This is a genomic window from uncultured Alistipes sp., assembly GCF_963931675.1.
Classification (GTDB): Bacteria; Bacteroidota; Bacteroidia; order Bacteroidales; family Rikenellaceae; genus Alistipes.
The window spans coordinates 413622-439396 of record NZ_OZ007039.1 but is presented as its reverse complement, the minus strand read 5'-3'; the positions used below and the strand labels follow the sequence as shown (position 1 = coordinate 439396).

25 protein-coding genes and 3 pseudogenes are annotated in these 25775 nt (G+C 55.9%); 19 read left to right on the top strand and 9 right to left on the bottom strand.

The genetic code is table 11. The features are described 5' to 3' along the window. Window positions 1-15: 15 nt before the first annotated feature. The 6 genes from ABGT65_RS01930 (at window position 16) to ABGT65_RS01905 (ending at window position 6756) form a co-directional block, all read left to right on the top strand. The gene (locus ABGT65_RS01930) at window positions 16-1980 is read left to right on the top strand and encodes a glycoside hydrolase family 97 protein (protein WP_346699519.1); all 1965 of its coding nucleotides are present in this window, start codon (window positions 16-18) and stop codon (window positions 1978-1980) included. Between the two features lie 51 nt (window positions 1981-2031). Further along, on the top strand, window positions 2032-2625 hold the full coding sequence (locus tag ABGT65_RS01925; RefSeq protein WP_346699518.1) for a sigma-70 family RNA polymerase sigma factor: 594 nt from the start codon (window positions 2032-2034) through the stop codon (window positions 2623-2625). A 7-nt stretch (window positions 2626-2632) separates the two neighbouring features. Further along, window positions 2633-3646: a FecR domain-containing protein gene (locus ABGT65_RS01920; RefSeq protein ID WP_346699517.1), complete on the top strand. Its 1014-nt coding sequence runs from the start codon at window positions 2633-2635 to the stop codon at window positions 3644-3646. Between the two features lie 291 nt (window positions 3647-3937). Then, window positions 3938-5101: an IS256 family transposase gene (locus tag ABGT65_RS01915; protein ID WP_346699516.1), complete on the top strand. Its 1164-nt coding sequence runs from the start codon at window positions 3938-3940 to the stop codon at window positions 5099-5101. A 492-nt stretch (window positions 5102-5593) separates the two neighbouring features. Then, on the top strand, window positions 5594-5896 hold the full coding sequence (locus ABGT65_RS01910; RefSeq protein WP_346699515.1) for a hypothetical protein: 303 nt from the start codon (window positions 5594-5596) through the stop codon (window positions 5894-5896). A gap of 275 nt (window positions 5897-6171) precedes the next feature. Then, window positions 6172-6756, top strand: coding sequence for an RteC domain-containing protein (locus tag ABGT65_RS01905; protein ID WP_346699514.1), 585 nt, complete (start codon window positions 6172-6174; stop codon window positions 6754-6756). A 51-nt stretch (window positions 6757-6807) separates the two neighbouring features. Here ABGT65_RS01905 and ABGT65_RS01900 read toward each other — a convergent pair. After that, window positions 6808-7185 (bottom strand): annotated as a pseudogene (locus ABGT65_RS01900) (site-specific integrase); the annotation flags it as partial. Window positions 7186-7278: 93 nt separating this feature from the next. Here ABGT65_RS01900 and ABGT65_RS01895 point away from each other — a divergent pair. Further along, complete coding sequence (locus tag ABGT65_RS01895; RefSeq protein WP_346699513.1) at window positions 7279-8115, top strand: 3'-5' exonuclease; 837 nt, start codon at window positions 7279-7281, stop codon at window positions 8113-8115. Between the two features lie 493 nt (window positions 8116-8608). Here ABGT65_RS01895 and ABGT65_RS01890 read toward each other — a convergent pair. After that, a pseudogene (locus tag ABGT65_RS01890) lies at window positions 8609-8817 on the bottom strand (IS4 family transposase); the annotation flags it as partial. A 143-nt stretch (window positions 8818-8960) separates the two neighbouring features. Between ABGT65_RS01890 and ABGT65_RS01885 the strand changes: the two are divergent. The 6 genes from ABGT65_RS01885 to tatC all read left to right on the top strand — a co-directional run bounded on the left by ABGT65_RS01885 (window position 8961) and on the right by tatC (window position 14567). Then, a complete protein-coding gene (locus ABGT65_RS01885; RefSeq protein ID WP_346699512.1) occupies window positions 8961-10037 on the top strand; it encodes a Gfo/Idh/MocA family oxidoreductase in 1077 nt (358 codons plus the stop codon). Between the two features lie 43 nt (window positions 10038-10080). Further along, on the top strand, window positions 10081-10284 hold the full coding sequence (locus tag ABGT65_RS01880) for a twin-arginine translocase TatA/TatE family subunit (protein ID WP_346699511.1): 204 nt from the start codon (window positions 10081-10083) through the stop codon (window positions 10282-10284). A 57-nt stretch (window positions 10285-10341) separates the two neighbouring features. Further along, complete coding sequence (locus ABGT65_RS01875; RefSeq protein ID WP_346699510.1) at window positions 10342-11814, top strand: Gfo/Idh/MocA family oxidoreductase; 1473 nt, start codon at window positions 10342-10344, stop codon at window positions 11812-11814. A gap of 74 nt (window positions 11815-11888) precedes the next feature. Next, window positions 11889-12764 (top strand): DUF1080 domain-containing protein, encoded by an 876-nt coding sequence (locus tag ABGT65_RS01870; RefSeq protein ID WP_346699509.1) that lies wholly within the window; start codon window positions 11889-11891, stop codon window positions 12762-12764. A 13-nt stretch (window positions 12765-12777) separates the two neighbouring features. Next, the gene (locus tag ABGT65_RS01865) at window positions 12778-13707 is read left to right on the top strand and encodes a sugar phosphate isomerase/epimerase (protein ID WP_346699508.1); all 930 of its coding nucleotides are present in this window, start codon (window positions 12778-12780) and stop codon (window positions 13705-13707) included. A 77-nt stretch (window positions 13708-13784) separates the two neighbouring features. Further along, on the top strand, window positions 13785-14567 hold the full coding sequence (gene tatC / locus ABGT65_RS01860; RefSeq protein WP_346699507.1) for a twin-arginine translocase subunit TatC: 783 nt from the start codon (window positions 13785-13787) through the stop codon (window positions 14565-14567). A 50-nt stretch (window positions 14568-14617) separates the two neighbouring features. On the opposite strand, the gene ABGT65_RS01855 is transcribed toward tatC, so the two are convergent. Further along, window positions 14618-15091 carry a hypothetical protein gene (locus ABGT65_RS01855; RefSeq protein WP_346703105.1) on the bottom strand — a complete coding sequence of 158 codons (474 nt, stop codon included), beginning with the start codon at window positions 15089-15091 and terminating at the stop codon, window positions 14618-14620. Here ABGT65_RS01855 and ABGT65_RS01850 point away from each other — a divergent pair. Continuing rightward, window positions 15017-15220: pseudogene (locus ABGT65_RS01850) on the top strand (aldo/keto reductase); the annotation flags it as partial. The gene ABGT65_RS01855 and the pseudogene ABGT65_RS01850 sit on opposite strands and share 75 nt — an antisense overlap. 67 nt (window positions 15221-15287) lie before the next feature. On the opposite strand, the gene ABGT65_RS01845 reads toward ABGT65_RS01850, so the two are convergent. From ABGT65_RS01845 to lptB, 6 genes are read right to left on the bottom strand one after another with little or no spacing between them, the layout of a single operon-like run. Continuing rightward, complete coding sequence (locus ABGT65_RS01845; RefSeq protein WP_346699506.1) at window positions 15288-17015, bottom strand: peptidoglycan DD-metalloendopeptidase family protein; 1728 nt, start codon at window positions 17013-17015, stop codon at window positions 15288-15290. Beyond that, a complete protein-coding gene (locus tag ABGT65_RS01840; RefSeq protein ID WP_346699505.1) occupies window positions 17000-17521 on the bottom strand; it encodes a regulatory protein RecX in 522 nt (173 codons plus the stop codon). The genes ABGT65_RS01845 and ABGT65_RS01840 overlap by 16 nt, the downstream gene beginning before the upstream one ends. Further along, the gene (prmC, locus tag ABGT65_RS01835; RefSeq protein WP_346703040.1) at window positions 17503-18384 is read right to left on the bottom strand and encodes a peptide chain release factor N(5)-glutamine methyltransferase; all 882 of its coding nucleotides are present in this window, start codon (window positions 18382-18384) and stop codon (window positions 17503-17505) included. The genes ABGT65_RS01840 and prmC overlap by 19 nt, the downstream gene beginning before the upstream one ends. A gap of 56 nt (window positions 18385-18440) precedes the next feature. After that, on the bottom strand, window positions 18441-19418 hold the full coding sequence (locus tag ABGT65_RS01830; RefSeq protein WP_346699504.1) for a chorismate synthase: 978 nt from the start codon (window positions 19416-19418) through the stop codon (window positions 18441-18443). Between the two features lie 23 nt (window positions 19419-19441). Then, the gene (gene aroA / locus ABGT65_RS01825) at window positions 19442-20686 is read right to left on the bottom strand and encodes a 3-phosphoshikimate 1-carboxyvinyltransferase (protein WP_346699503.1); all 1245 of its coding nucleotides are present in this window, start codon (window positions 20684-20686) and stop codon (window positions 19442-19444) included. A gap of 25 nt (window positions 20687-20711) precedes the next feature. After that, window positions 20712-21533, bottom strand: a complete 822-nt coding sequence (lptB, locus tag ABGT65_RS01820; protein WP_346699502.1) for an LPS export ABC transporter ATP-binding protein — start codon at window positions 21531-21533, stop codon at window positions 20712-20714. Window positions 21534-21628: 95 nt separating this feature from the next. On the opposite strand from lptB, the gene recQ reads away from it, so the two are divergent. The 5 genes from recQ to rsmA all read left to right on the top strand — a co-directional run bounded on the left by recQ (window position 21629) and on the right by rsmA (window position 25563). Then, entirely contained in the window at window positions 21629-23821 is a 2193-nt protein-coding gene (gene recQ, locus ABGT65_RS01815; RefSeq protein ID WP_346699501.1) for a DNA helicase RecQ, read from the top strand. Window positions 23822-24093: 272 nt separating this feature from the next. Beyond that, complete coding sequence (locus ABGT65_RS01810) at window positions 24094-24318, top strand: hypothetical protein (RefSeq protein WP_346699500.1); 225 nt, start codon at window positions 24094-24096, stop codon at window positions 24316-24318. A 3-nt stretch (window positions 24319-24321) separates the two neighbouring features. Further along, complete coding sequence (locus tag ABGT65_RS01805) at window positions 24322-24519, top strand: hypothetical protein (RefSeq protein WP_346699499.1); 198 nt, start codon at window positions 24322-24324, stop codon at window positions 24517-24519. Window position 24520: 1 nt separating this feature from the next. Then, complete coding sequence (locus tag ABGT65_RS01800; RefSeq protein WP_346699498.1) at window positions 24521-24763, top strand: hypothetical protein; 243 nt, start codon at window positions 24521-24523, stop codon at window positions 24761-24763. Next, window positions 24760-25563, top strand: coding sequence for a 16S rRNA (adenine(1518)-N(6)/adenine(1519)-N(6))-dimethyltransferase RsmA (gene rsmA / locus ABGT65_RS01795; protein WP_346699497.1), 804 nt, complete (start codon window positions 24760-24762; stop codon window positions 25561-25563). The genes ABGT65_RS01800 and rsmA overlap by 4 nt, the downstream gene beginning before the upstream one ends. Window positions 25564-25775: the final 212 nt, after the last annotated feature.

The following is a 25775-nucleotide window of genomic DNA, read 5'->3' as shown; positions in this document are numbered from 1 at the left end:
GTCAATATACCACGAATGAAAAAAGTAATCTTTTTGCTGCTGTTTTCGGCTATATTTCTGCCAGCCACATCTCGCGACCACACACTCGTTTCGCCCGACGGTGCCATCAAAGCTACCATCAGCGAGAATCTCGACTATGTTGTTACTTTCAACGGTAAAGATGTGTTTACGGGCTCTGCCGCCCTTCGGCTCGAAAACGGGAGAAACATGGGCATCGCCAGATCACCCGAAGCGAAAAGCGGCGACGCCACATTGCAGTCGCCCTTCTACCGCAATTCATTCATTGCAGACAAGTACAATCAACTCACTTTCAATACGGACAAAAATTGGAAAATTGAGTTCCGCGCCTACATCGACGGAGTAGCATACCGTTGGATATATACAGGCGAAAATCCCGTCAACGTTGTCGACGAAAAAGTGTTGTACTCTTTCGACTCCGATGCTTTGGCAACAGTAGGATATATCCGCGAAGACCGTTGCAACGATTTAGAATCCCAGTTCTTTAATTCATTCGAAAATGAATACGTGCAAGTTCCGCTCTCCAAGCTCGACCCTGAACGCATGGCGTTTCTGCCACTGGCCATAGAGCCAGCCCACGATGTCAAGGTGCTCTTGACAGAAAGCGACCTCAGTTGTTACCCCGGCCTTTTTCTTCTGAGCGATGAGAAAACGACGCTTAAAGGCGTGCTGCCGCGTTATCCGAAAAAGGAGAGTCTAGGCGGATATCTAAACATTCAGAAGATTGTTGACGAACGTGAAGGATACATTGCACGTCTCAACGGCGCTTGCACATTGCCTTGGCGTATCGCAATCATTGGCGACCAAGACAAAGACCTTGCGCAAAGCCAGCTTACCTACCAACTTGCTGCTTCCTGTCGTATCGAGGATATTTCGTGGATCAAACCCGGCAAAGTCGCGTGGGACTGGTGGAATAACTGGAATATCAAAGGCGTCGACTTCGAGGCCGGCATTAATCAGGATACCTACAGATATTACATTGACTTTGCCGCCAAAAACGGCATAGAATACATAATCATGGATGACGGCTGGAGCGTATCCGGATGTGGCGACCTATTCAGCGTAGCGCCACAAATTGATTTGCCAGACTTAGTAAAATATGCCGCAGACAAAGAAGTGGGTATCATATTGTGGGCAGGTTACGCGCCCTTCGAGAAAGACCTCGAAGCAGTGTGCCGGCATTACTCCAACATGGGTATTAAAGGCTTTAAAGTCGACTTCTTCGACCGCAACGACCAAAAACTGGAAAAGTTTATCGACAAGGCTGCCGAAACGGCAGCTCGATATCACTTGGTGCTCGACCTGCACGGCTTTCATATGCCGGCCGGAATAAACCGCAAATGGCCCAACGTACTCAACACAGAAGGCGTTAACGGACTCGAACGTCTCAAAGGCTACGATATCAGCCTTGACCAAGTTCGCTATGATACCTTCATTCCGTTCATACGCCAAGCTGGCGGCCCTATGGACTATACTCAGGGGGCTATGCTCAACGGTACCCGCGAGACTTACCGTCCCTGCAACTCTCAACCTATGAGTCAGGGCACGCGCTGCCACCAACTCGCTCTTTATGCCGTGCTTGACTCTCCTTTGAACATGCTTTGCGATTCGCCTACAAACTATGAGAGCGAACAAGAGTGTACTAACTATATAGCCGACATTCCCACAGTGTGGGATCAAACGATAGTACTCGACGGAAAAATGGGCGAATACTGTGTAACGGCGCGCCGCAAAGGTAACGACTGGTATATTGGCGGAATCACCAATTGGACAGCGCGAGACATTACAATCGACCTTTCATTCCTGCCTGACGGTGATTATGTTGGCGACTGGTATGTTGACGGTCGCAACGCTCATCGTGACGCCACCGATTACAGACGCGAAAAAGAGCCAGTCGGATTTGTAAAGACTATTCACCTTGCTCCCGGTGGAGGTTTCGCAGCAAAAATTAGTAAAGAATAACCCACATGCATCCATCACCCCACTAAAGTGACACAAAGCAAAAATCGTATAATGGGCCGAGATAATTACGATAATGAAGATAAGTTTCTGCTGTCGGCGGTATGCGAAGGCGACCGCCGGGCTTTCGATTGTATTTTTCGAAGATATTATGTTGATATCGTGATGTTCTGCGGCCGGTTTTTGGGACGACGTGAAGACTGCGAAGACATCGCACAAACGGTTTTTCTCACACTATGGGAGAAACGCGCGATAATGCCGGAAGTCTTGAACCTCAAATCTTGGTTACTTAGAAGCGTTCAGAACGCATGCCTCAACAAATTGCATCATCAGGCCATAGTTCAACGCTACAGTTCGGAGTACCTCTCAATGTTACCGTATCTTATAGACGATAATAACACTTCGAGACCATTGTTCTACAGCGACCTTGTAAGGCTCATATCCTTTGCCGAAGCAACTTTGGGCAAAAATGAGTTTGAAACATGGTACATGAGCCACCATCAGGGCATGAAATACATCGAAATTGCCATTGCATTGGGTATTTCGGTGCGTACAGTCGAAGACCGCATTGCACGGACTAAAAACCATTTCCGAAAAATACTTAACCGCTATTGGTTGATTGTTTTATTATTTCTATTCCTGAACTGATATGGATATGAATACATACACCGAGCTATCTCCTGAGATAGACCACATAATCGAAAACGTTCTGAAAGGTACCGCCGACCAGCGTGAGTCTTCTCTGCTCAAAGAGTGGTTGGCAGCATCGCCTGACAATCGGCGCATTTTCGAACAGAAACGCGCCCTGCATGAAGTGTTGGATCCTCCATTTGCTCCTGACAGCATCAACACCGAGAAGGCGTTGTCGTATCTCCACCGAAAGATGAGTAAAGGTTTTCCCAGACGCTTGTCTGTGTTGCGTATTGCTGCGGCAATGGTACCTATCTTATCCGTGGCAGTAGCCTACCTGCTATTACGCACGCCTTCGGAAGGCGGTAGTATCCCTATGTTGAGTTTATCGACACCGTTCGGGGGGCTGTTGCAGACTCAGTTGCCCGATAGTTCACACATATGGCTCAACGCAAACAGTTCGCTCGAATATCCGGCTGTGTTCGACGAGAACCAACGGCGTGTCGTTCTTCAGGGCGAAGGTTATTTCGAGGTCAAAGCCGACAAAAAGCATCCATTCATCGTATGTACCGGCGACATTGACATAATAGCCACTGGTACTGCATTTAATGTCAATGCTTACGAAAAGTCTTCGGTTGACGTCACTCTGGTTGAAGGGCACGTTGATGTCAATGTCGGTGCCAATAGGCATTTCGTCATATCACCCGGAGAGCGTCTATGTATTAGAGGTAATTCCGCGGAATTATCGCAGGACCCCGAAAATAAAAGAAAATACTCTTGGAAGGACGGTAAACTGATGTTCAACAACGACCGTCTTGACGCTGTGCTTGCGCGTCTGTCGCAAATATATCCTGTAGATTTCGTCATTCAGGATTCATCTCTTGCCGAAACGCGCTATCATGCTACATTCAGCGGCGAAAGCATTCATGATATTCTCCATCTCCTCGAAATAGGTGTTCCGATGCAGTGTGTTCCCACACAAAGAATTGACTCTAGCCAACGGATGATAGTTTATGTCTATCCGCTCCAAAAGCCCTGAATTAATTCTGTATATAGCATGGCTTCTTGACTTATCACATGATCGCAGCCATACACTATTTCCGAATCACGGCGATATTAAGATGGTTGGAATGAAGCGAACCATACAAGAGGCGCGTGTAAAATCGGCATTGTCTATAATACGATAATGTGCCCAACGTCACTTCATGAAACTGTTTCGTTTGTAGATACTATTTCAAAGAGTGTGTCTGGTGGAGGGTAAATAAAAAAGTCTACAGATTTTTTAGATTTGTCTAGGGAACCAACAAAAAACTAAAAAAGGAGTAGACTTATGGTGTTGACAAAGGAACAACTTTCCGAATTAATATGCAAACATTCGGAGCGAGAAAATGGTCTTCAGGATCTGTTGGAGATCTTATTGGAGAGTATGATGGTCTCGGAACGCCGGGAATATCTCCGGGAAAACTCCGCATCAGGAAATAAATGCAACGGTTTCCGTCCGGGGCATAGTTACGGTCATGGCCGTACGCTGACGTTCCGGATACCTCGAGATCGCTACGGGAATTTTCATCCCCGGATTCTGGCGATCCTGCGCCATCAGGAGGATGAATGCGAACGCCTTGCCGGAACGCTGTATACGAAAGGTCTTACGCAGGAACAGGTTGGCGAGGTATTCCAGGATATCTATGGCGAGCACTACAGCAAGGCGAGCATTTCGCGGATGCTGGACTACCTCCGAGAAGATGTCTCGCAATGGCTCACGCGCTCTCTGGAGGCTTATTACCCCATCGTCTTCATCGATTGCGTACACATGAAGATCCACCGCAAGCGGAGCGTAGAAACAGAAGCTTTCTATGTGGTGCTAGCTGTGCGTGAAGACAAGCGGCGTGAAGTGCTGGGGATCTTCAACAAGCCCACGGAGAGCGCCCTGGGCTGGGGCGAGATGCTCGCAGAACTGCATGAACGAGGCGTTCGGAAGATCGGCCTGGTGTGTGCCGACGGGCTGAAGGGTCTGGAGGATGTCATCAGTGCGATCTTTCCCGGAACCCCGCTGCAACGCTGTACGACGCACCTGAAACGCAATCTGCTGAGCTGCGTGCGCAACGGCGACAAGGGAGAGCTGGCCGAGGATCTGCGACAGGTCTTCCGTACGGGGGATCGCAGCTATACGGTGGAGAGAGCCTGGGAACAATGGCAGGCGCTCTGTGAGAAATGGGGTCAGGATTATCGCAGTTTTCGACGACGGGGCGAAGACCCAGCCTACAAAGCCTACTTCACCTATCTGAATTACGAGGCAAGGATTCAGTCGATGATCTACACGACGAACTGGATCGAGCGTCTGCAGAAGGATTTTCGACGGGTTACACGCATGCGGGGAGCTATGCCCAGCGAGGAGTCGGTACTGCTGCTGATGGGTAAAACGGCCATGGATAAGAAATCCTACCTGAGGCCGGTGCCGCGGATCGACCTGGATCGGGAATTATTCCCCGAGTGAAGACTATAACACAAAAATATGAACAACACGCCGCGGCGTGTTGTTCTAAATCAAGAATCGCTATATTTGCATATCTGAAGAATCTGAAGGCGCCTGCACAGACACACTTTTTGAAACACTACCCGTTTGTATTACGACTTGAGATTTCAATTTGAGCAACTGCTTTTTCTCGCCTTTTGCTATTATGGTAGTGGTTTTGGGAGCCAGTTCATAAGAAGTCGAGCCAGTCGTCTTTTGCCAACTGAGGATCTGTAGCTGCTGGAAGTTGTCCTTCGGGATAATTTGCGACTGAAATGCACGGTGGAATATGGTTTCCCTATTTTCTGTGTGTAGCTTATGGACATTGGTCGAGTTGTACAACACTGAACGATCTCTATGATTGCAACACCTGCAAGTTCGCAGCGGTATTTGAGCGCAATAGGCTGAAAATAAACCGTTGCCATCTCGTTATCTATTCTCCCATACAAAGATGTAACAACTTTATAAATCAAGTTGTTACATCTCTTCAATCCCACGCCCGTTGCGGGTTCGTGGCCTTTTTCGGCGCGCTGGCTTCTCGGAGGACGCCTGCTGGGCGGCAGTGGCTTCCAGCGCAACGAAGCCGCGGGGACCCTCCCGGCAGGATGGCGTGAGGGCTTTGCCCTTGGTGCGGGTCTTGGCTCGACGTTTCTGGCTACCCGTAATTTCGGGGTGCGCTTGTCGCTGGACTATGGTATGGCTCCTCTTGCCGTCGCAGGCGCCGGTAGGCGTCTGCATCTGGCAACCATCTCGCTCGAAGCCTGCGCCGTGTTCTGAATCCTCCCTCGTGTAGAATGTACTGTCTGTATTGCCCTTAATATGAAATAATATTGAGCGTTGGTTTGCCCGCCCGTTATCGAACCCCGGAGTTTCGAACTCCGGGGTTCGATGTTTTCTGTCGTGACGCCGCCTTCCGTTCACGGGGGCTGCCCTGCGACTTTGCCCACACGGAATTGTAAGTCAGAAACAGAAAACAAAAAAAATCTTGAAAAATGAAACCCGATAAAAAGAATATATCGCATAATCTGCGCCTTTTGGAAAAGAGTCGTTTTGTGAAACAGCTTTGCACGTCGCTGGAGGACGGTGCCGAACCATGCGATTTTAAACGCTTGGAAGCGTCCTATGCGCGTTTTATAGGAAGTGTGCAACGTTTCGTTGCATCGGAGCATTGTACGCCGCTCGACATGCTACACGCCTTGTCCCGTGCCCGGAACCGGCTCGTGCGGCTGTGTGCCTGTGAGGAACGGCGTCCGGCGGCGCTTGTTGCGCTTTGGGAAGGTGCCGTCGCGCATCTGGACTTCGAGATACGGATGGTCTACCTGCGTATCGAGCATCCTGCGGTCACGGACCGGTTGCCGCAGAGCGACAAACCCTGCTCGACGCTCTATCTGGCCGAGCCGTTCACGCCGACGGATCTCATGGAGCTGATTACGGCGTTGCATACTGCCGGCGTGGGACGGCGTATCGACGGTACCCGTGCCAATGTGGAACAGTTGGTCGAGTTGTTCTCGTGGATGTTCAACGTCCGCATCAACAATCCTATTCAGTGCCGCCGTGGGGTCATCAACCGCAAATTGCGGCTGACACGGTTTCTGGATCTGCTGCGCAACTCTCTGATTGAAGAGAGCCAGCGATAGGCGTCGGCGCCCCTCATTCGAGGAGCGCTTTTGGCCGAATCCTTTCAGGTATCAAGTAGCCGACGCCAGCCGCTCGCCGAACGCCTCCATTTCACGGCCGATGACCGTCTCGGAGAATTTGGCGTAGTGGCGCGTCATGTTGGTGTTCGAGTGGCCGAGAATCTTGGCCAGTACGTCGATCGGCATGCCGTATTCGACGGCCATGCAGGCGAAGGTGTGGCGGGCGCAGTGGGTGGTCAGCACCTTGTCGATGCCGCACACGGCCGCGATCTCTTTCATGTAGGCGTTCATCTTCTGGTTGCTCGGCGTGGGGAGCACCCGTGATCGTGCGACGCATACTTCGTCGTGCTCGTAGCGGCGCAGTATTTCGAGCGTGGCCGGGAGCAGCGGGATGCGGCTCATCACGGAGGTCTTCTCGCGGGGCTTGTGATTCTATCCGTCGAACTTCGCGGAAGCGTTTGTGTGCTTACGTGTACGAATGACGAGGCTTTGCAGGTGTCAGGGCTTCTGCTTAAAAACGGGATGCCGGCACAATTGATTCAGGATAACAGCGGATTCTGCTTGTTGAAACTCGATGAAATCAATTTTTTTCTTTCCCGGTTACATTCGGTGGAAGATATTTTCCTGATTGACGATGATGTATGGGAGCAGGCGAAGAAGGAGTTGCAAACCGTGTTTCAGAACAATAGTAAACTGGAAAGTTGTTTGGGTTTAATTCGGGATTTTGAAACGATAAATCCTAAAAGAAGATACAAATCCGATTTGGAGCTTTTTATCAGAGAGTCTAAATTGAATGATTTCTTCGGTGAAAGCGGAGAGACTATATTCGTTTCGACGATCCACAAGGTAAAAGGCAAAGAGTTCGATCATGTTTTTTTGATGCTGAACAACTTCAATTTGTCTTTGGACGAAAGAATCCGACAACTGTACGTTGCCATGACAAGGGCACGACGGGACCTGACCATTCACCTGAATTCCGATTTCCTCGATGGTATTTCTTCGGAAGATGTTGAATATATGGAAGATAAAATCGATTATTCGCCGCCGGAAGAGTTGGCGATACACCTGACTCACAGCGATATATGGCTGGATTATTTCATTCAACGACAACCACAGATCGCTCGCATCAGAAGCGGCGATACTTTATATGTCAGGGGAGACGAATGCTTGGATGGAAATGGACAATCCGTGTTGAAATTTTCTCGAAATTTTATGTCGGAACATTATGAAAGGCTGCATAGGCAAGGGTACGAATTAAAACGTGCAATGGTAAATTTCATTGTCTACTGGCAGAGCGAGAAAGTTGCAAAAGAGATAAAGATCATATTGCCCGAACTCTTCTTTGAGAGGAAAAAATAAGTTAATGATTGTTTCTGTCTCGATGATTCTCATTCATCATAACTGACACATAAAACTGTTCGAGCATTTTGTGTTCTGACACTAATGATAATTTCTTGTTCTATTTCTTCCAACAAAACTTTGTATGCTTGAGAAAATGGAATATCCATGCGTTAGAATACCGCCCTTTTTAGCAAATTTGTCAAATCCGTATTTTTTTCGTATCTTGCAATTAGTTATTTGAAATGCGGTATTCGAGCGCAAGATGCTGAAAATAAACCGTTACCTTCTCGTTGCCTATTCTTCTATACAAGGATGTAACGACTCGATAAATCAAGTCGTTACATCACTTTAATCCCACACTATGACAGCCTGTCCAATTTGGGTGCCGCCACATGGCGGCATCCAAATTGGATCAATGGCTTTTATAGACATCCGCATATGGAAACCGTTTGCATAAAATAAAGTTTCTGGTTGTAGAATTACCGCTATTCCGTATTTCCGGTATTATGGACAAGTTTGATCCTGGCTCCCTTTGGACAGAAGCCGGCATTGCCGCCGCAAGCTTATGGAGGCTTACGGTCTGTACCACACATAAGGCATGAAGCATGCAAGCCATGAAATTTATGCGTGCCAAATTTATCAATTTTTTTTAAAATGCTCTTGCATAATTGGGAGGATTTGGTTAACTTTGACCAAATTCTTGGGTTCAGTTGTCTTCATCCGAAAAGCGGGAACTTTTCCGGGACCTTTTCTTTAAAGGTACTGAACTTTCCAAGGATTTTTTTAAAATATAATAAGCTGATAATCAACTAATTAACCATAACTGCAATTTTTGTCTTGTACTTAACCTTTCGGCACAAAAAATGGCTGCAATAAAAACAGGCTTGATCGGGTTCGGCCGCATGGGAAACTTTTATCTCGAAGAGATGCGGAAGAGTGGAAAGTTTGAGGTTGTTTATATCTGTGATGTGAATGAAGAGGCCTGCGAACTCGCCCGTAGGGTGGCTCCCGAGGCAAAGGTTGTATCCGATGAGCAGATCATCTTCGACGATCCTGAAGTTCAGGTGGTCGGACTCTTCGCTTTGGCCGATTCGCGTCGTGAACAGATCGAAAGGGCATTTGCCGCCGGCAAGCATGTGATCGCCGAAAAACCGATCGCCGACAGCATGGAGAACGAGTGGAAGGCTGTGGAACTGGCTGAAAGCACTCCGCTCCTTTCGACGGTCAACCTCTATTTGCGCAATTCGTGGTATCACAAGACGATCAAAGACTTCATTGCACAGGGCGAAATCGGCGAACTGGCGATTGTGCGGGTATGCCACATGACTCCGGGGCTGGCCCCCGGCGAAGGGCATGAATACGAAGGACCTGCGTTTCATGACTGTGGGATGCATTACGTGGACATCGCCCGCTGGTATGCCTGTTCGGAGTTCAAGACGTGGCATGCGCAGGCCGTGCGCATGTGGAACTACAAGGACCCGTGGTGGCTCCAGTGCCACGGTACGTTCGAGAACGGCGTGGTGTTCGACATAACCCAGGGACACGTCTACGGGCAACTGGCCCAGACGCAGACCCACAACTCCTATGTGGACATCATCGGTACGCAGGGGATTGCACGCATGACGCACGACTTCAAGACTGCGGTCGTCGAACTGCACGGCGTGACGCAGACGCATCGGCTGATTCAGCCCTATGGCGGCAAGAACATCGACGTGCTGTGCCGCCGCTTCGCCCGGTCGCTTGAGAGCGGCGAACGCTGCCGGGAGCTTCCGAGCTTCCGCGATGCGGCGATCGCCTCGGAATATGCCTGGCGATTCCTGGAGGATGCCCGCCGCAACGACTTGCCTTCGATCGGGAATCTCGGCGAACTGGAGGCGATCCGTGAACGCCGCAGGACCATGAAGAACGGATACGGGCTGTTGCATCAGCGGCATGTTTGAAAGAGAGAACCGCAATATTGAATATAAACCTTAAAATACGACTATGGATCATTTGTTATTTCTCGGCAACATTGGAGCGGGTGAAATCATCGTCCTCGCTTTGATCGTGTTACTGCTCTTCGGCGGCAAGAAGATTCCCGAACTGATGAAGGGACTGGGCAAGGGCATCCGCAGTTTCAAGGATGGGATGAACAATATCGAGAAGGAGATTGAGAATCCTGATCAGGATACGAAAGCGGGCAGATAACATAGACATAACGGATAATCGGCAACCTGACCACAAACTTAAAATATTCCAAGAACCATGGCAAACAAAATGTCTCGAAGGAAGTTCCTGAAAACAGGAGCAGCGGCCGCCCTCGGCCTGACCATCGTTCCCGGCACGGTGCTGGGCAAGCAATTCGGCCACGTCGCACCGAGCGACAAGCTCAATATCCTGGGTGTAGGTATCGGCGGACGCGGAGCATCCGTTCTGCGCGGGCTGGAGAGCCAGAACATCATCGGACTTTGCGACGTCGACTGGAAATACGCAGAACACGTATTCGAGCGTTATCCCGCCGCCAAGAGGTACAATGACTATCGCCGCATGTACGACGAACTGCTCAAATCGGCCGATGCCGTGATGGTCGCTACCGCGGACCATACGCATGCGATCATTGCCGCAGATGCCATCTCCGCCGGCAAGCACGTTTACGTTGAGAAACCATTGACACACACGGTCTATGAGTCGCGTCTGCTGACCAAACTGGCCGCCAAGCACAAGGTGGCCACACAGATGGGCAACCAGGGAGCTTCGGGAGAGGGGGTTCGCAAGGTTTGCGAATGGATTTGGAACGGCGAGATCGGCGAGGTGCGTCGCGTGGACACCTTCACCGACCGTCCGATCTGGCCGCAAGGACTGGCGCGTCCCGAGAATGATGAGCGGGTGCCGAAGACGATGAATTGGGATGCATTTATCGGCCCGGCTCCATTCCGCCCCTACAACTCGGCCTATACGCCATGGAATTTCCGTGGCTGGTGGGATTTCGGTACGGGAGCACTGGGTGACATGGCCTGCCACATCTTGCACCCGGTCTTCAAGGCGCTCAAACTCGGCTATCCGACGCGCGTACAGGGCAGCTCGACGCTGTTGCTCACCGAGTCGGCTCCCAACGCGCAGCATGTGAAGTTCGTCTTCCCGTCCCGAGACAATCTGCCGAAAGTCGCCATGCCCGAGGTCGAGGTGCACTGGTATGACGGCGGCCTGCTCCCCGAGCGTCCCGCGGGACTGGAGCCCGGCAAGGATCTCAATATGCAGGGTGGCGGCGCTATCTTCTACGGCACGAAAGATACGCTCATTTGCGGTTGCTACGGCGTGAACCCCTATCTCGTATCGGGCCGTGTACCCAACGCTCCGAAGATGCTCCGTGAGATCAAGGAGTCGCACCAGATGGATTGGGTGCGCGCCTGCAAGGAGGATGCCGACGACCGCGTGCCGAGCGCTTCGGACTTCAGCGAGGCGGGGCCATTCAATGAAATGGTTGTGATGGGCGTGCTGGCCGTGCGCTTGCAGAGCCTCAACCGCGAACTCCTCTGGGATGGTGAGAACATGCGCTTTACGAATATCCCGGACGACGCGACGATCCGCACGGTTATCAAGGACGGGTTCCATATCAAGGATGGCCACCCGACCTTTGACAAGACGTGGACCGATCCTGTGAATGCGCAACAGTTCGCTCAGGAGCTCATCAAGCACACCTACCGGGACGGTTGGAAACTGCCCGATATGCCGCTTTGAGGCATCGGCTGCTCCCGGAATCTACAAGAAAGACAACCTTAAACATGAACTTAAATTTAAATACGGAAGAGACTATGAAAAAGACGTTTTTATTTTCAGCCTGTGCGCTCCTGCTCGTATCCTGCGGTGGCCGGAACAGCAACAAAGCCAAGAATAGCGATGCTGCCGGGACGAGGTCCGAAAGCTCGGTACCGGCCAAACCCGAATACACGGTGCTGGAGAATCCTCAGGTAGACCTGGCCTCGTTCCCGAAGGACAAGGACGGCTATTACACGATCTTCGACGGCAAGACCTTCAACGGATGGCGCGGCTACGGCAAGAGCGATGTGCCCTCACGCTGGACAATCGACAACGGAGCCATCAAGTTCAACGGTTCGGGAACCGGAGAGGCCCAGACCGGTGAAGGCGGCGATTTGATCTTCGCCCACAAGTTCAAGAATTTCGAACTGGAGCTGGAGTGGAAGGTCTCGAAGGGCGGTAATTCGGGTATCCTTTATCTGGCCCAGGAGGTTGCCACGACGAAAGACGGCAAACAGCAAATCGAACCGATCTACATCTCAAGCCCTGAATACCAGGTGCTCGACAACGAAAACCATCCCGATGCCAAACTGGGAGTCGACGGCAATCGCAAGTCGGCATCGCTCTACGACATGATCCCCGCCGTTCCGCAGAATGCCAAACCGTTCGGGGAGTGGAACAAGGCTAAAATCATGGTCTACAAGGGCACTGTCATACACGGGCAGAACGACGCCAATGTCGTTGAATATCACCTCTGGACGCCTCAGTGGACCGAGATGCTCGAAAACAGCAAATTCAGTCCGGAAAAATGGCCGCTGGCATTTGAACTGCTCAACAATTGCGGCGGTGAAAATCATGAGGGCTATATCGGCTTCCAGGATCACGGCGATGACGTCTGGTTCCGCAATATTCGTGTAAAAGTGCTCGATTAGTTTTTGGCAGGCCATGAAATTCAGATTCTTATTGGTCCCATGCCTGCTTCTCGTTCTCGGAGGGGGGCTGTTCTCCTGTGGAACAGCCGCCTCCGTTGGCGAGGGGACTGGGAAGGAAAAGGCCTTGAAGAAGGAGGTGGGGATCCAGCTCTATTCGGTGCGCGACCTGATCGGCGCCTTTGGCAAGAGCCAGGGCGATTACAGGCCCGTGCTGCAGCAGCTCGCTGATATGGGCTATACCTTTGTCGAGGCGGCCAGCTATGCTGACGGCAAACTCTACGGTCAGACCCCCGAGCAGTTTCGCAAGGATATTGAGGCGGCAGGGCTGAAGATGCTTTCCACGCACTGCACGGTCAACCTCACCGACGAGGAACTGGCGGAGGGTGACTTTACGAACGCCCTTAAATGGTGGGATGAGTGCATAGCAGCTCACAAGGCTGCGGGGGCGAAGTATATCGTTATCCCGTCGATGCGCAGACTTGCCACACTCAACGAACTCTCCACTTACTGCCGCTATTTCAACGAGATCGGTGCTCGCTGCAATGCCGCTGGTCTGAAGCTCGGCTATCACAATCACTCACACGAGTTCGACAAGATCGAGGACCGCGTGATATACGACTATCTGCTTGAAAACACGGACCCCGACAAGGTATTCTTCGAGATGGATGTCTATTGGACGGTCATGGGCCAGGCCAGCCCGGTCGACTATTTTAAACGCTATCCGGGTCGTTTCCGTCTGCTGCATATCAAGGATCGCAATGAAGTGGGACAGAGTGGCATGGTCGGTTACGATGCCATTTTCCGTCATGCCGGGACTGCCGGTGTGGAGAACATCATCGTCGAGATGGAGGGATCGAGCTATGGTGACGTAATGCGCAGTGTGCGCGAATGTTGTGACTACTTGCTTGAAGCTCCTTTCGTGAAGGCTTCTTACGCCGAATGATCTAATTGCCCAATCGGAGTATCCGGCTATCCGCAATGATAGCCGGATACTCCTTTGAAACATCCATTGACCGCCCTATGGAAGACAACCAGATGATGACATTCTGGGGACATCTTGAGGACTTGCGTCATTCGCTCCTGCGCGTGGCTGGCGTCCTGCTGGTGTTCATGATCGTCAGTTTCAGCTTGATGCCCTACCTGTTCGACCACTTTATCCTGGCGCCTACCACGTCTGATTTCCCGCTCTACCGCTGGTTGTCGCGACTGGGTGGGGGAAGTTCGTTTTTACCCGATTTCAGCAATGACAACTATCGTGTCGAGATTATCAACATTAACGTAGCCTCGCAGTTCCTGACCCATATCACGACGTCGTTCTGGTTTGCGCTGGTGCTGATGTTCCCCTACCTGATTTTCGAAATATGGCGCTTCATCCAGCCGGCGTTGTTCGCTTCGGAGCGCAAGAGTGTGGGGGCGGCCTTTAGTTTCGGTACGGGCATGTTCTTCCTGGGCTGCGCGGTGGGTTATTTTCTGGTTTTTCCCTTCACGTTTCGGTTCCTGACAGAGTACCAGTTGAGTCCGATGATCGTTAATCAGATTTCGCTCAATTCCTACATGGGAAATTTCCTGATGATGATTTTTGTGATGGGGCTGGTTTTCGAACTGCCGTTGCTGTCGTGGTTGTTGTCGAAACTGGGACTTGTGAACAGAGCGTTTTTCCGCAAGTACCGCAAACATGCTGTGGTTGTCCTGTTGTTCCTTGCGGCCGTCATCACGCCGTCGGGCGATCCGTTTACGCTGCTCATCGTGTTCCTGCCGCTGTATCTGCTCTACGAACTCGGCATCCGATTTTCTCGCGACTGACGCTGTCCTGGCGATTTAAGATGTAATCAGCGGCTATTGGGGAGATGTGATTATAAAGGGAGATTGGCAGAAATCGGACGCTGCTGATCTCTCTTTTCGGTGTTGTTTGCCCGCTGATCCTTGCGCCTCTCGTAGGCCTCGTAGGCCTCGGAGCCCTCGTTCCAGCGCCATTCGTTCGGGTAGGCCGACGACTGCAGCCACGTGCGGATGAAGTTGACGCCGTTGGCCGACAGCTTCGGAAGCAGATAGTCGTACGTGTATTTCGGGTTCTTGCCCGGACGCGGGTCCCGGTTGATGTTTTCCCCGATGCCGCGGATCTTCTTTCCGGTGTCGAAATTCAGCGTCCAACGCCCCGCTTCGGTGATGAAGCCGTCGTGCTCCGACGCCTCGACCGTAAAGTGCAGACTCTTCGAGCGCGAGGAACCTTTCCGCGATTTCAACTGCACGTCCACTTCGACCTGGCCAACAACTACGGCCCCGATTACGGAACGGCCGAGGAGAACTTCGGACGCTTGATGGACCACGCCTTCCGGCCTTACCGCGACGAACTCTTCATCTCCTCGAAGGCCGGCTACGACATGTGGCCGGGACCCTACGGAAACTGGGGGTCGCGCAAGTACCTCGTGGCCAGTCTTGACCAGACGCTCCGGCGAACGGATTCGCGTCGATCCCGAATCGATGGTTGTCTACACGGCGCTGGAGTAGGCTTTGCCTCCGGGTCTACCGGACGAATGTCCCCGTGTAACGGGCCGTATTTCCGCAGCCGTCGCGGACCGTGAGGTCGATCGCGTGCTTGCGGCGGGTGGCCGGCGTGTCGAAGCGGTACGCCAGCGTCCCCTTCATCGGGAAACGGTCGCACGGAACCCACTCGCCGTCGATGCGGAGCGCCCAGGACGCAATCCCCGAAAAGTTGTCCGAGACGCGGAACCGCAACGCCTCCGCTTCCGCAAGGTTCGCCCCTTCGGTGAAGAGCGGCCGGATCGCAGGTGCCAGCGTGTCGGCCACGACGACCAGATCGCCCGTCGTGCGGGTGACGGCCGTGACGGCACCGTTCGAGTAGCTTCCTCCGACGTGATAGAGTCCGCCCTTGCGGCCGCGACCGGCCAGTACGGTGCGGAGCTGCAACTTCCGGGGCACCTGCGTGCGGATTGTCACGAGCGCCGGAGTCCGCAGCGGGGTTGTCGCCTCGAGGAACCGGTAGGCCGGGGAGAGCACGACGACGCCCGATCCGCCTTGAGGCGTGTCGAGACGTTCGGGATGCAGGAAGAGCGGTTCGTAGAGCGATCCCTGCTGGATGCGGATTTCGGCTTCGGAATCGGCCCTCACGACGGAATTCCGACCCGGAAAGAGCGCCACGGCAGCCGAATCGGCCATGGCGTGGAACTCCTCCCCGCGGCCTTCGATCGAAAACTCCAGTGACGAGCTGTTTCCGCAGTCATCTTCGGCCTCGATCCGGATGCGATGGCGGTCACCTGCCGCCGTGCGGATTACGCCGCGCTCCTCCATTACCGGATAGAACAGATCGGGGGCTCCGGCCAGTTGGGCCAGACGGACCACCTCGTTGCGCGAGCCGATTTTGAGGGCGTAGCAGCTCACGGCGTCGCTGCAGCGCGACAAATCGTGCGTGAAGCCGTCCATGCGGTACTCGAAGTAGGGCTTTCCGTCGAGGCTGGCCGTGATGCGCCACACCCCGAAAGTGTTATAGACGCCGTTGCGGCGGTCTGAAACCTCAACCACGAAGTAGCCCTTGCGCCCTACGCCGACGGGTTCGTTGCGGGTCAGACGGTAGTGACCCCCGGCGTCGCGCACCACGGCGTAGCTCTCCGGCGTACTGCGAACCGGAACGCCGCCCACGGTGTCGATCTCGAAGTAGTGGACCCGCATGATGCGGGGCGGAAGGTTGTCCGAGGGGCGGATGACCCCTTCGCGGACGACGTTGTAGAGCCGTTGCGTCGGGGTGTCGCGGATCTCGAAGTGCAGGTGCGGGCCACCTGACGAACCGCTGTTGCCCGAGTAGCCGATCACGTCGCCCTGCTTCACGGGCCAGACATCGGGCTCAAACCAGAGGCTGACGCCGTTCGAGCGGCGGGCATAACGCTCCGTGCGGACATGTTCCTCGATGTCGTCGCGGAAACGTTGCAGGTGGCCGTAGACGGCCGTCGTGCCGTTGCGCAGCGTGAGGTAGATGGCGCGACCGTAGCCGCCGCCCGAGACCGAGAGACGCGAGACATAACCGTCGGCCACGGCGACGAGCGGACGACCCACTTCGCCGTCGGTCTTGATGTCCACTCCGGCATGGAAGTGTCCGGGGCGCAGTTCGCCGAAGTTGGCCGAGTAGAGCCTTGACTCCTGGAGGATCGGGTAGATATAGTCGTCAGGATCGAGCCGCTGGGCCGGAGCCTCGGCCCAAGGGATCAGCAGCAGGAAGAGGGTCAGAATTCGTCGCATGAGTCCGTATCTTTGACGAGGGACGAGGCCGTATCCAGTACCGCCTCGTAGTCGTATCCGAGCGAAAGCCCGTATCGGATGAGTTTGGTTTTCAGTTCGTAGGGCGTGGCGTATTTCACCGTCCGGGCCTTGCGGGCAAGCTGTTGTGCGAGGCGTTCGCCCATTCCCTGCCGGTCGGCCTGCGCCAGTGCCGCATCGATCACCTCGCGGCGGATTGCCTTGCGCTGGAGTGCCGTGCGGATCTTGTACTCGCCCCATCCGCTCAGCCGCAGCTTTTCGCGCACGAAAGCCTCGGCATAGCGGGCATCGTCGATGAACCGCTCGCGCACGAGCCGTGCCAGCACCCCCTCGGCGTCTTTTTCCGAGAGCCCCCAGCCACGCATCAGACGCCGGGCGTCGCTCTCCGACTTTTCGGCCCGGGCGCACAGCCGCATCAGCGACGCAAGGGCCTGTTCGGGCGTTTTGGTGCGTTTTTCGCGTTTTTTCGTTACTTCCGTCGGCTGCATGTGATCCGGTCTTTATCGAAAAGGTCCTTGTAGACGATCGTATCGGTGTAACCCTCCCTGGCGAGCATTTTGCGCATCGCCTCCGCCGCGTGTTCGTAGATCTCGAACCAGAGCCGCCCGCCGGGCCGCAGCATCCGCCGCCCGGCGCGTGCGATGGCGCGGTAGAAGCACAGGGGGTCGTCGTCCGGGACGAACAGCGCCACGGCCGGTTCGTGGTCGCGGACGTTGGGGTGCATCGCCGCGCGGTCGCTTGCCGGGACATAGGGCGGGTTCGAGACGATGAGGTCGAATTTTTCGGGGAATTGCGCCTCCAGACCGTTGAGGGCATCGGCCCGCCGGAGCGTCACGCGGGCGCCCAGCCTCCGGAAATTCTCCTCCGCCACGGCCAGCGCCTCGTCCGCGATCTCTGCGGCGAAAACCTCCGCTTCGGGGAGTTCCAGCGCCAGCGAGGCCGCAATGCAGCCGCTGCCGGTTCCTACGTCCAGAATGCGGATGGTGCCGGGGGCTTCTCCGGCCTGTTGAGACGGGGCGCTTTGTGCGTCGCGTTCGCTGCGCACGATGCGGTCGACCAGCTCCTCGGTCTCGGGGCGCGGGATCAGCACCCCTTCGCGTACCGCAAACCGGCGTCCGTAGAATTCGGCCGTCCCGACGACGTATTGCAGCGGAACCCCGCCTGCCAGCCGTTCGGCATCCTGCTCCAGCCCTTCGATCCGAAGCTCGGCTCCGGGATCGGTCAGCAGCGCCGAGACCGGAATCCCGGCCCGTTCGCTTACCAGCACACGGGCGATGGCCCGGGCTTCGCGCGGGTCGTAGAGCGGTGAAAGCCGTTCGGTGAGCGAGTCGATGGTTTCGCGGCAGGTCATTTCGGGGGCGGCAGGTATTTGGCGGATCGGGAAGGTCTCTGGACCGGAAAAGGACGTCATCGCTTCATCAGGTCGGCCAGGGCGATGGCTACGGCGGCCTCGACGACCACCGCACCCCGCAGCGCCACACAGGCGTCGTGGCGTCCGCGGATCTCCAGTGCTTCGACCCGTCCGGTTGTGAGGTTATAGGTCTCCTGCGGGCGGGAGATGCTCGGCGTGGGCTTCAGCGCCGCACGCACCACCACCTCGTTGCCGTTCGTGATGCCGCCGTTGATTCCTCCGGCGTGGTTCGTCCGGGTATGCCCCTCGGCGTCGACGATCGGGTCGTTGTTCTCCGAACCCCGCATCCGGCTTCCGGCGAACCCGCTTCCGAACTCCACCCCCTTGACCGCCGGGATCGAGAAGAGCAGATGGGCCACACAACTCTCGACCGAATCGAAAAAGGGCTCGCCGAGCCCCGCGGGAACCCCTTCGACACGGCATTCGACCACGCCGCCCACCGAGTCGCGGTCGGCGGATGCCGTGCGTACCACCTCGTCGAAGCGCGCCGGGTCGCTGCAGCCGCCGATCTCCGTGAGGCGCGTCGTGAAGCGCACCCTCTCGGGCAGCATCTTCTTGGCCACGATCCCTGCGGCGACCAGCGCCACGGTCAGCCGGGCCGAAAAATGGCCTCCGCCGCGCGGGTCGTTGCAGCCGTCGAACTTCCGGTAGGCCACCCAATCGGCGTGCGACGGGCGGAAATGGCGCTCGACATTGGCATAGTCCTGCGAGCGGGTATTCGTATTGGCGAACGTCACGGTCAGCGGCGCGCCGGTCGTGCGGCCGTTCCAGATTCCCGAGACGATCGTCGGCAGGTCGGGTTCGCGGCGCGGGGTCGTGCCCGCGGCTCCGCTGCGGCGGCGCGCCAGGTCGGCCTCGAAATCGGCCTCTGCGAGCGGAATGCCCGCCGGAACGCCGTCCATCGTGATGCCGACCTGCGGCCCGTGCGACTCGCCCCAGATGGCGAGCCGGAAATTTACTCCGTATTGATTCATCGTCGATTCGTTTTCGTACCCCTTTACACCCGGACATGCTCCAGATCCTCGAAGAATCTCGGATAACTCTTGGCAACGCTCTCCGCCCCTTCGATCTCCACGGCCCCGTCCGTGCGCAGCGCCGCCACGGCCAGCGACATCGCCATGCGGTGGTCGCCGTGGCTCCGGGTTCGGGCGGCGTGGATCGTTCCGCCGCGGATCCGCATCACGTCCTCCTCCGAGGTGTCGACCTCGATGCCCAGTTTGCCGTACTCCTCGCGGATCGCCTCGGCGCGGTTGCACTCCTTGTACTCCAGGCGCGACGTGCCGCGGATCGTGCTCACCCCGTCGGCCGCGGCCGCCAGCGCCGCCAGCGCCGGGAAGAGGTCGGGGCAGTTCGTGGCATCGAATTCGAAGCCCTGCAGCGGGCGGTGGACCGCCGTGACGGCATCCGGTTCGTTGATCACCGCGGCACCGGCCCGCACGAGGGCCGTGCAGATGGCCGTGTCGGCCTGTCTCGAGAGCGTCGAGACGTTGCGAACGGTGATCTCCCCGGCCGTGGCGCCCGCCACCAGCAGCATCGCCGCGGCGCTCCAGTCGCCCTCGATGCTGAAGTAGGTGGCGCCGTAGTGCTGGCGCCCCGGGATGTAGAACTCCTCGTAGTCGCGTTGGTTGATCTCGATGCCGAAGCGTTCGGCCGTGTCGAGCGTCATGTCCAGATAGGGGGTCGAGACGGCGTTGCGCACGTGCAGCGTGGTGTCGCTTTCGGCCCGCGGCAGCGAGAGCAGCAGCCCCGTGATGAATTGCGACGAGACCGAACCGTCGACTTCGACCTCTCCGCCGTGGATCGGCCCGCACACCTCGATGGGCAGGAACCCGCCGTTGTCGCGCACCGTGACGCCCAACTGCCGCAGCGGGTCGAGCATCATCGTCATCGGGCGCTTGAGCAGCGACCCGCGGCCTTCGATGGCGATGGGGGTCGGGCAGAGCGAGGCCACGGGGGTGAACAGCCGTGTCGAGAGCCCCGATTCCCCGACGTCGAGGCGGTTGCCCCGGGGATTCAGCCCTCCCTTGATCGAGAGCGACGTGGGGTCGACCTGTTCGACCCGGGCGCCGAGCGTCTCAATGCAGCGCAGCGCCGAACGGGTGTCGTCGCAGAACTCCAGATTGCGCAGCACCGTGGGCTCTTCCGAGAGCAGGGCTGCCGCCAGGGCACGCTGTGCATAACTTTTCGAGCAGGGCGGCGTCAGCGTGCCTTTGACGCGGCCCGGTGGAACCGTTTTGTCCATATTTCCTAACCTAAACCAGACTTTTTTACACCTTCCGGGTATCGTCGCCGGCGTTTTGGCGCATCTCCTCGCCCTTGCGGTTCTTCATCTCCTGGGTCAGCTGGTGGCTCTTCTTGAGTTCGAAGTGCTGTCCGAGGTAGACCTTGCGCACCATGGGGTCGGCAGCCAGCTCCTCGGCCGTACCGGTCTTGAGTATCTTGCCCTCGTAGAGCAGGTAGGTGCGGTCGGTGATGGCCAGCGTCTCGTCGACGTTGTGGTCGGTGATGATCACGCCGATGTTCTTGTGCTTGAGCGTCGCCACGATCGACTGTATGTCCTCCACGGCGATGGGGTCCACGCCTGCGAAGGGTTCGTCCAGCAGGATGAACGCCGGGTTGATGGCCACGGCGCGGGCGATCTCGGTCCGGCGGCGCTCGCCGCCCGAAAGCTGGATCCCGAGGCTCTTGCGGACCTTCTGGAGCCGGAACTCCTCGATCAGCGCCTCGACACGTTCGGCCTGGTACTCTTTCGAGTAGTCGGTCATCTCCAGCACCGCGCGGATGTTGTCCTCGACCGACAGGCGGCGGAATACCGACGCCTCCTGCGCCAGATAACCCACACCCAACTGGGCCCGGCGGTAGACCGGCAGCCCGGTCAGTTCGCTCACCTGCCCCTGGTCGCTCTCCAGGAAGATCCGCCCCTCGTTGGGCTTGATCAGGCCGACGATCATGTAGAAGGTGGTGGTTTTGCCCGCGCCGTTGGGGCCGAGCAGCCCGACGATCTCGCCCTGGTTTACGTCGATCGACACATGGTCGACCACCGTCCGGGACTTGTATTTCTTGACCAGTTCGCTGGTGTAAAGGCGCATGATGTACAGTATAAAATTTTCACAAAGTTATGCTTTTTTCCGAAAAGTTTTTTATCTTTACGTTGAATTTTCTTTTAATGCATACAAACGGCGAAATGAAACAGTTCGATTCTTCTCTCTTGCATGACAAACTGAAAGAGTATTTCGGTTTCTCGTCATTCAAGGGGAATCAGGAGGCGGTGATCCGCAATGTGCTGGAGGGCAGGGATACCTTCGTGCTGATGCCTACGGGCGGGGGCAAATCGTTGTGCTACCAGCTGCCGGCTCTCCTGATGGACGGAGTGGCGATCGTCATTTCGCCGCTCATCGCCCTGATGAAGAATCAGGTCGACGCCATGCGCACCTTCTCGGCCGAGTCGGGCATCGCGCACTTCCTGAATTCGTCGCTCAACAAGACCGCCGTGGCGCAGGTCCGCCAGGATGTGCTCGACGGCAAGACCAAACTGCTCTATTTCGCCCCCGAATCGCTTACCAAGGAGGACAACGTCGCCTTCCTGCGCAAGATCAAGATCTCGTTCTATGCCATCGACGAGGCCCACTGCATCTCGGAATGGGGCCACGACTTCCGGCCCGAGTACCGCCGCATCCGCCCGATCATCAACGAAATCGGGCAGGCCCCGCTGATCGCCCTCACGGCCACGGCAACCCCCAAGGTGCAGATGGATATCCAGAAGAACCTCGGCATGTCCGACGCTTCGGTCTTCAAGTCGTCGTTCAACCGCCCGAACCTCTACTACGAGATCCGTGCCAAGCACAACGTCGACCACGACATCATCCGTTTCATCAAGCAGAACGAGGGTAAGAGCGGCATCGTCTATTGCCTGAGCCGCAAGAAGGTCGAGGAGCTGACCGAACTCCTGATTGCCAACGGTATCCGTGCCCGGGCCTACCATGCCGGTATGGACGCCGCGACACGCGCCGCCAACCAGGACGATTTCCTCATGGAGCGCGTCGAGGTGATCGTCGCCACGATCGCTTTCGGAATGGGCATCGACAAGCCCGACGTGCGCTACGTGATCCACTACGACATCCCGAAGTCGCTCGAAGGATATTACCAGGAGACCGGGCGCGCCGGACGCGACGGCGGAGAGGGCTATTGCCTGGCCTTTTATAGTTATAAGGATATTCAGAAACTCGAAAAGTTCATGCAGGGGAAACCCGTTGCCGAACAGGAGATCGGGAAGCTGCTCCTGCTCGAAACCGTCTCCTATGCCGAGAGCTCGATGTGCCGCCGCAAAACCCTGCTGCACTATTTCGGCGAGGAGTACACCGAGGACAACTGCGGAAACTGCGACAACTGCCGCAACCCCAAACCCAAGGTCGATGCGCGTGCAGCCTTGAAAATGGCCCTGGAGGCCCTGCGCGACATCGGCGACAAGTTCAAGGTCGACTACCTGATCAACGTGCTCGTGGGCAAGAATACAGCCCTCATCAAGAGCTACGGACACAATACCTCGAAATGGTTCGGAGCCGGGGCCGAGCACGATGCCCGCTTCTGGGGCGCCGTGTTGCGGCAGGCGCTGATCCTCGGGCTGATCGACAAGAACATCGAAAACTACGGACTCATCTCCATCAACAAGAAGGGCGAAAACTACATCGCCATGCCTTACCCCGTGACGGTGACCCTCGACCACGACTACGACGAGGAGGAGAAGGAGGCCGAAGCCGTGGCGCCGATGGGCAAGGGCGGGGCGGCCGACGAGGAGCTCTTCGCCATGCTCAAGGACCTGCGCAAGAAGGTAGCCAAACAGCACGGACTGCCTCCGTTCGTGATCTTCCAGGACCCCTCGCTCGAAGATATGGCCATGCAGTACCCGATCACGCTCGAAGAGATGCAAAACATCACGGGCGTGGGTGTGGGCAAGGCCCGCAAATTCGGCGAGGAGTTTATCAAGCTCATCAAGGCCTATGTCGAGGAGAAGGAGATCATCCGTCCGCAGGACATGGTCGTCAAGGGCGTGGCCAGCAAGTCGGGCAACAAGATCTTCATCATCCAGTCCATCGACCGGAAGATGGATTTCGAGGACATCGCACGCGCCAAGGACCTCGACTTCGACGAACTTCTGACCGAGATCGAGGCCATCGTCAATGCCGGCACGAAACTCGACATCTCCTATTATCTGAAGGAGTTCATGGACGAGGACAAGATCGAGGACATCTACCTCTATTTCAAGGAGGATGCCGAGAGCGATTCGCTGGATGCCGCCATCGAGGAGTTGGGCGCTGACTACACAGAGGAAGAGATCCGCCTCGTGCGCATCAAGTTCATCTGCGAACAGGGCAACTGACCGGGGCGTGATGAGGTAACCGGTACGGCCGGGGGGGGAGAAGGAGAGGAGAGAAGGAAGGAAGAAGAGAGGGAAGGAAGAGTGAAGAAGAGAGGGAGAAGAGTGAGAGACCGGCCGGGGGCGGAGCGAGGAGAGAAGGGAAGAGAGAAAGAAGAGGAAGAGGAGGAAGAGGAGAGGAAACGAGCGGACGGGAAAAAGATCTCGGAGCCGGGTTGTTCCCGCAAGGGACGGGAAGACAGGCCCCAAATCGATAAAACCTAAAGACTACGCCTATGAACAAAAAGACTTTTACACTTGCCCTTGTTTTTTTAGTGTTGACGTTGGTGTGGCTCGGGACCAATGTGTATTGGAAGTTTACCCATTCCAATTGTGTCCATGCTTTTGACTTCATCATCGGCATCCTGTTCGTCGCCGCAGCCGCCGGAATGGTTTACAATGAGTTCCACAAAAAGAAGCGCAGACATCTCGACGAGGTGGACAGGCATAAAATTCCTTAGCCGATGCGGATGATCGATCGTGTGATGGCCGTGCTGGCCGTAGTGTTTTTTCTTGGAGCTGTGATTTCGGGCTGGAGGGTCTCCGTAGCCGAGGGGCAGGATCTGTGGTATGTACCTTTGCTGTTGGCGCTGGCTTCGGCGGCGATGACGTTCGGGGCCTTGCACCATCGGATCCGTAAAACCGCTAAAAAAGAGAAGTGAGATGAAGTTCAATTTCATGCAGGTCGTGCGCCTGGTCGGCATGGTTCTGGCCATTGCCGGCATTATCTACGCACTGGAATTTATGGAGCGGGGCATCGCCGTCTGGTTTTGGGTGCTGCTGCTGGGTATCGGATTTGTGGGTCTGCTCTATACGTTCCGCCTCACACAGCGGCGTATGGCCCGGGAGAAACGAGCCCGCGAACGCGATGAAAAGAAAAAACGTAACCGACGGTCGAAGAAATGACGGAGGTCCGGGCTAAAAAGGCCTTGGGTCAGCACTTTCTGACCGACCTGAACATCGCACGCAAGATTGCCGAAGCCCTCTCGGGCGGTTCGGCCGAAGCACCTGCTGATACGCTGGAAGTGGGGTGCGGGATGGGTGTGCTGACGCAGTTCCTGCTGCGGCGCGACGACCTTGTGACCTGGGGCGCCGAGATCGATACCGAGAGTGTCGAATATCTTCATGCGCACTACCCGGATTTCACACCCCGGCTGATCGAGGGTGATTTCCTGAAACTCGACCTGCGGGAGCGCTTCCCCGGGGGGCTGCGCATCATCGGCAACTTTCCCTACAACATTTCGTCGCAGATCTTCTTCAAGGTGCTGGAAAACCGCGACCTCGTTCCCGAATGCGTGGGGATGATCCAGAAGGAGGTGGCCGTGCGGATCGCCGAGCCGCCCGGATCGAAGGAGTACGGCATCCTGTCGGTGCTGTTGCAGGCGTGGTACGACATCGAATACCTCTTCACGGTAAACGAGACGGTCTTCAGTCCGCCTCCGAAGGTCAAGAGCGCCGTGATCCGCCTGCGTAGGAACGGCGTAGAGCGGCTCGACTGCGACGAGGCCCTGTTTGTCAAGGTCGTAAAGGCCTCGTTCGGACAGCGGCGCAAGATGTTGCGCAATTCACTGAAAGCGGTTTTCGGGGATTTCGGCGGTGAGGAGCACCCCTTCTTTACGCGGCGGGCCGAGACGCTTTCGGTTGCGGAGTTCGTCGAGCTGACCCGCTGGGTAGCGGAGCGCCCGCCTAAGAGTCTGGTTCTATAGGCTTCTGAACCAGACTTTTAGGCGGGCGCATACGACGGTCGAGGCGCGGAACCGGATCGGAAACCCTTCACAGCCACTTTCGCCCCTAAAACCCCTTTCTTAAAGGGCACCTTTTGGTGTCAAAAGGTGCCACCAAAACCATCCGCACGTCGCCTCCAGCGGGAGTTGTCGACGGATTGAGTTGAGCGGGTGCAGGAAGATCAAGCCTTTCC

Excerpts from the sequence above, each read along its gene's own strand:
- ABGT65_RS01930 (WP_346699519.1), top strand. The coding sequence starts at position 16 with ATGAAAAAAGTAATCTTTTTGCTGCTGTTTTCGGCTATATTTCTGCCA.
- ABGT65_RS01925 (WP_346699518.1), top strand. The coding sequence starts at position 2,032 with ATGGGCCGAGATAATTACGATAATGAAGATAAGTTTCTGCTGTCGGCG.
- ABGT65_RS01920 (WP_346699517.1), top strand. The coding sequence starts at position 2,633 with ATGAATACATACACCGAGCTATCTCCTGAGATAGACCACATAATCGAA.
- ABGT65_RS01915 (WP_346699516.1), top strand. The coding sequence starts at position 3,938 with ATGGTGTTGACAAAGGAACAACTTTCCGAATTAATATGCAAACATTCG.
- ABGT65_RS01895 (WP_346699513.1), top strand. The coding sequence starts at position 7,279 with ATGCCGGCACAATTGATTCAGGATAACAGCGGATTCTGCTTGTTGAAA.
- ABGT65_RS01885 (WP_346699512.1), top strand. The coding sequence starts at position 8,961 with ATGGCTGCAATAAAAACAGGCTTGATCGGGTTCGGCCGCATGGGAAAC.
- ABGT65_RS01880 (WP_346699511.1), top strand. The coding sequence starts at position 10,081 with ATGGATCATTTGTTATTTCTCGGCAACATTGGAGCGGGTGAAATCATC.
- ABGT65_RS01875 (WP_346699510.1), top strand. The coding sequence starts at position 10,342 with ATGGCAAACAAAATGTCTCGAAGGAAGTTCCTGAAAACAGGAGCAGCG.
- ABGT65_RS01870 (WP_346699509.1), top strand. The coding sequence starts at position 11,889 with ATGAAAAAGACGTTTTTATTTTCAGCCTGTGCGCTCCTGCTCGTATCC.
- ABGT65_RS01865 (WP_346699508.1), top strand. The coding sequence starts at position 12,778 with ATGAAATTCAGATTCTTATTGGTCCCATGCCTGCTTCTCGTTCTCGGA.
- tatC (WP_346699507.1), top strand. The coding sequence starts at position 13,785 with ATGGAAGACAACCAGATGATGACATTCTGGGGACATCTTGAGGACTTG.
- ABGT65_RS01845 (WP_346699506.1), bottom strand. The coding sequence starts at position 17,015 with ATGCGACGAATTCTGACCCTCTTCCTGCTGCTGATCCCTTGGGCCGAG.
- ABGT65_RS01840 (WP_346699505.1), bottom strand. The coding sequence starts at position 17,521 with ATGCAGCCGACGGAAGTAACGAAAAAACGCGAAAAACGCACCAAAACG.
- prmC (WP_346703040.1), bottom strand. The coding sequence starts at position 18,384 with ATGACCTGCCGCGAAACCATCGACTCGCTCACCGAACGGCTTTCACCG.
- ABGT65_RS01830 (WP_346699504.1), bottom strand. The coding sequence starts at position 19,418 with ATGAATCAATACGGAGTAAATTTCCGGCTCGCCATCTGGGGCGAGTCG.
- aroA (WP_346699503.1), bottom strand. The coding sequence starts at position 20,686 with ATGGACAAAACGGTTCCACCGGGCCGCGTCAAAGGCACGCTGACGCCG.
- lptB (WP_346699502.1), bottom strand. The coding sequence starts at position 21,533 with ATGCGCCTTTACACCAGCGAACTGGTCAAGAAATACAAGTCCCGGACG.
- recQ (WP_346699501.1), top strand. The coding sequence starts at position 21,629 with ATGAAACAGTTCGATTCTTCTCTCTTGCATGACAAACTGAAAGAGTAT.
- ABGT65_RS01810 (WP_346699500.1), top strand. The coding sequence starts at position 24,094 with ATGAACAAAAAGACTTTTACACTTGCCCTTGTTTTTTTAGTGTTGACG.
- ABGT65_RS01805 (WP_346699499.1), top strand. The coding sequence starts at position 24,322 with ATGCGGATGATCGATCGTGTGATGGCCGTGCTGGCCGTAGTGTTTTTT.
- ABGT65_RS01800 (WP_346699498.1), top strand. The coding sequence starts at position 24,521 with ATGAAGTTCAATTTCATGCAGGTCGTGCGCCTGGTCGGCATGGTTCTG.
- rsmA (WP_346699497.1), top strand. The coding sequence starts at position 24,760 with ATGACGGAGGTCCGGGCTAAAAAGGCCTTGGGTCAGCACTTTCTGACC.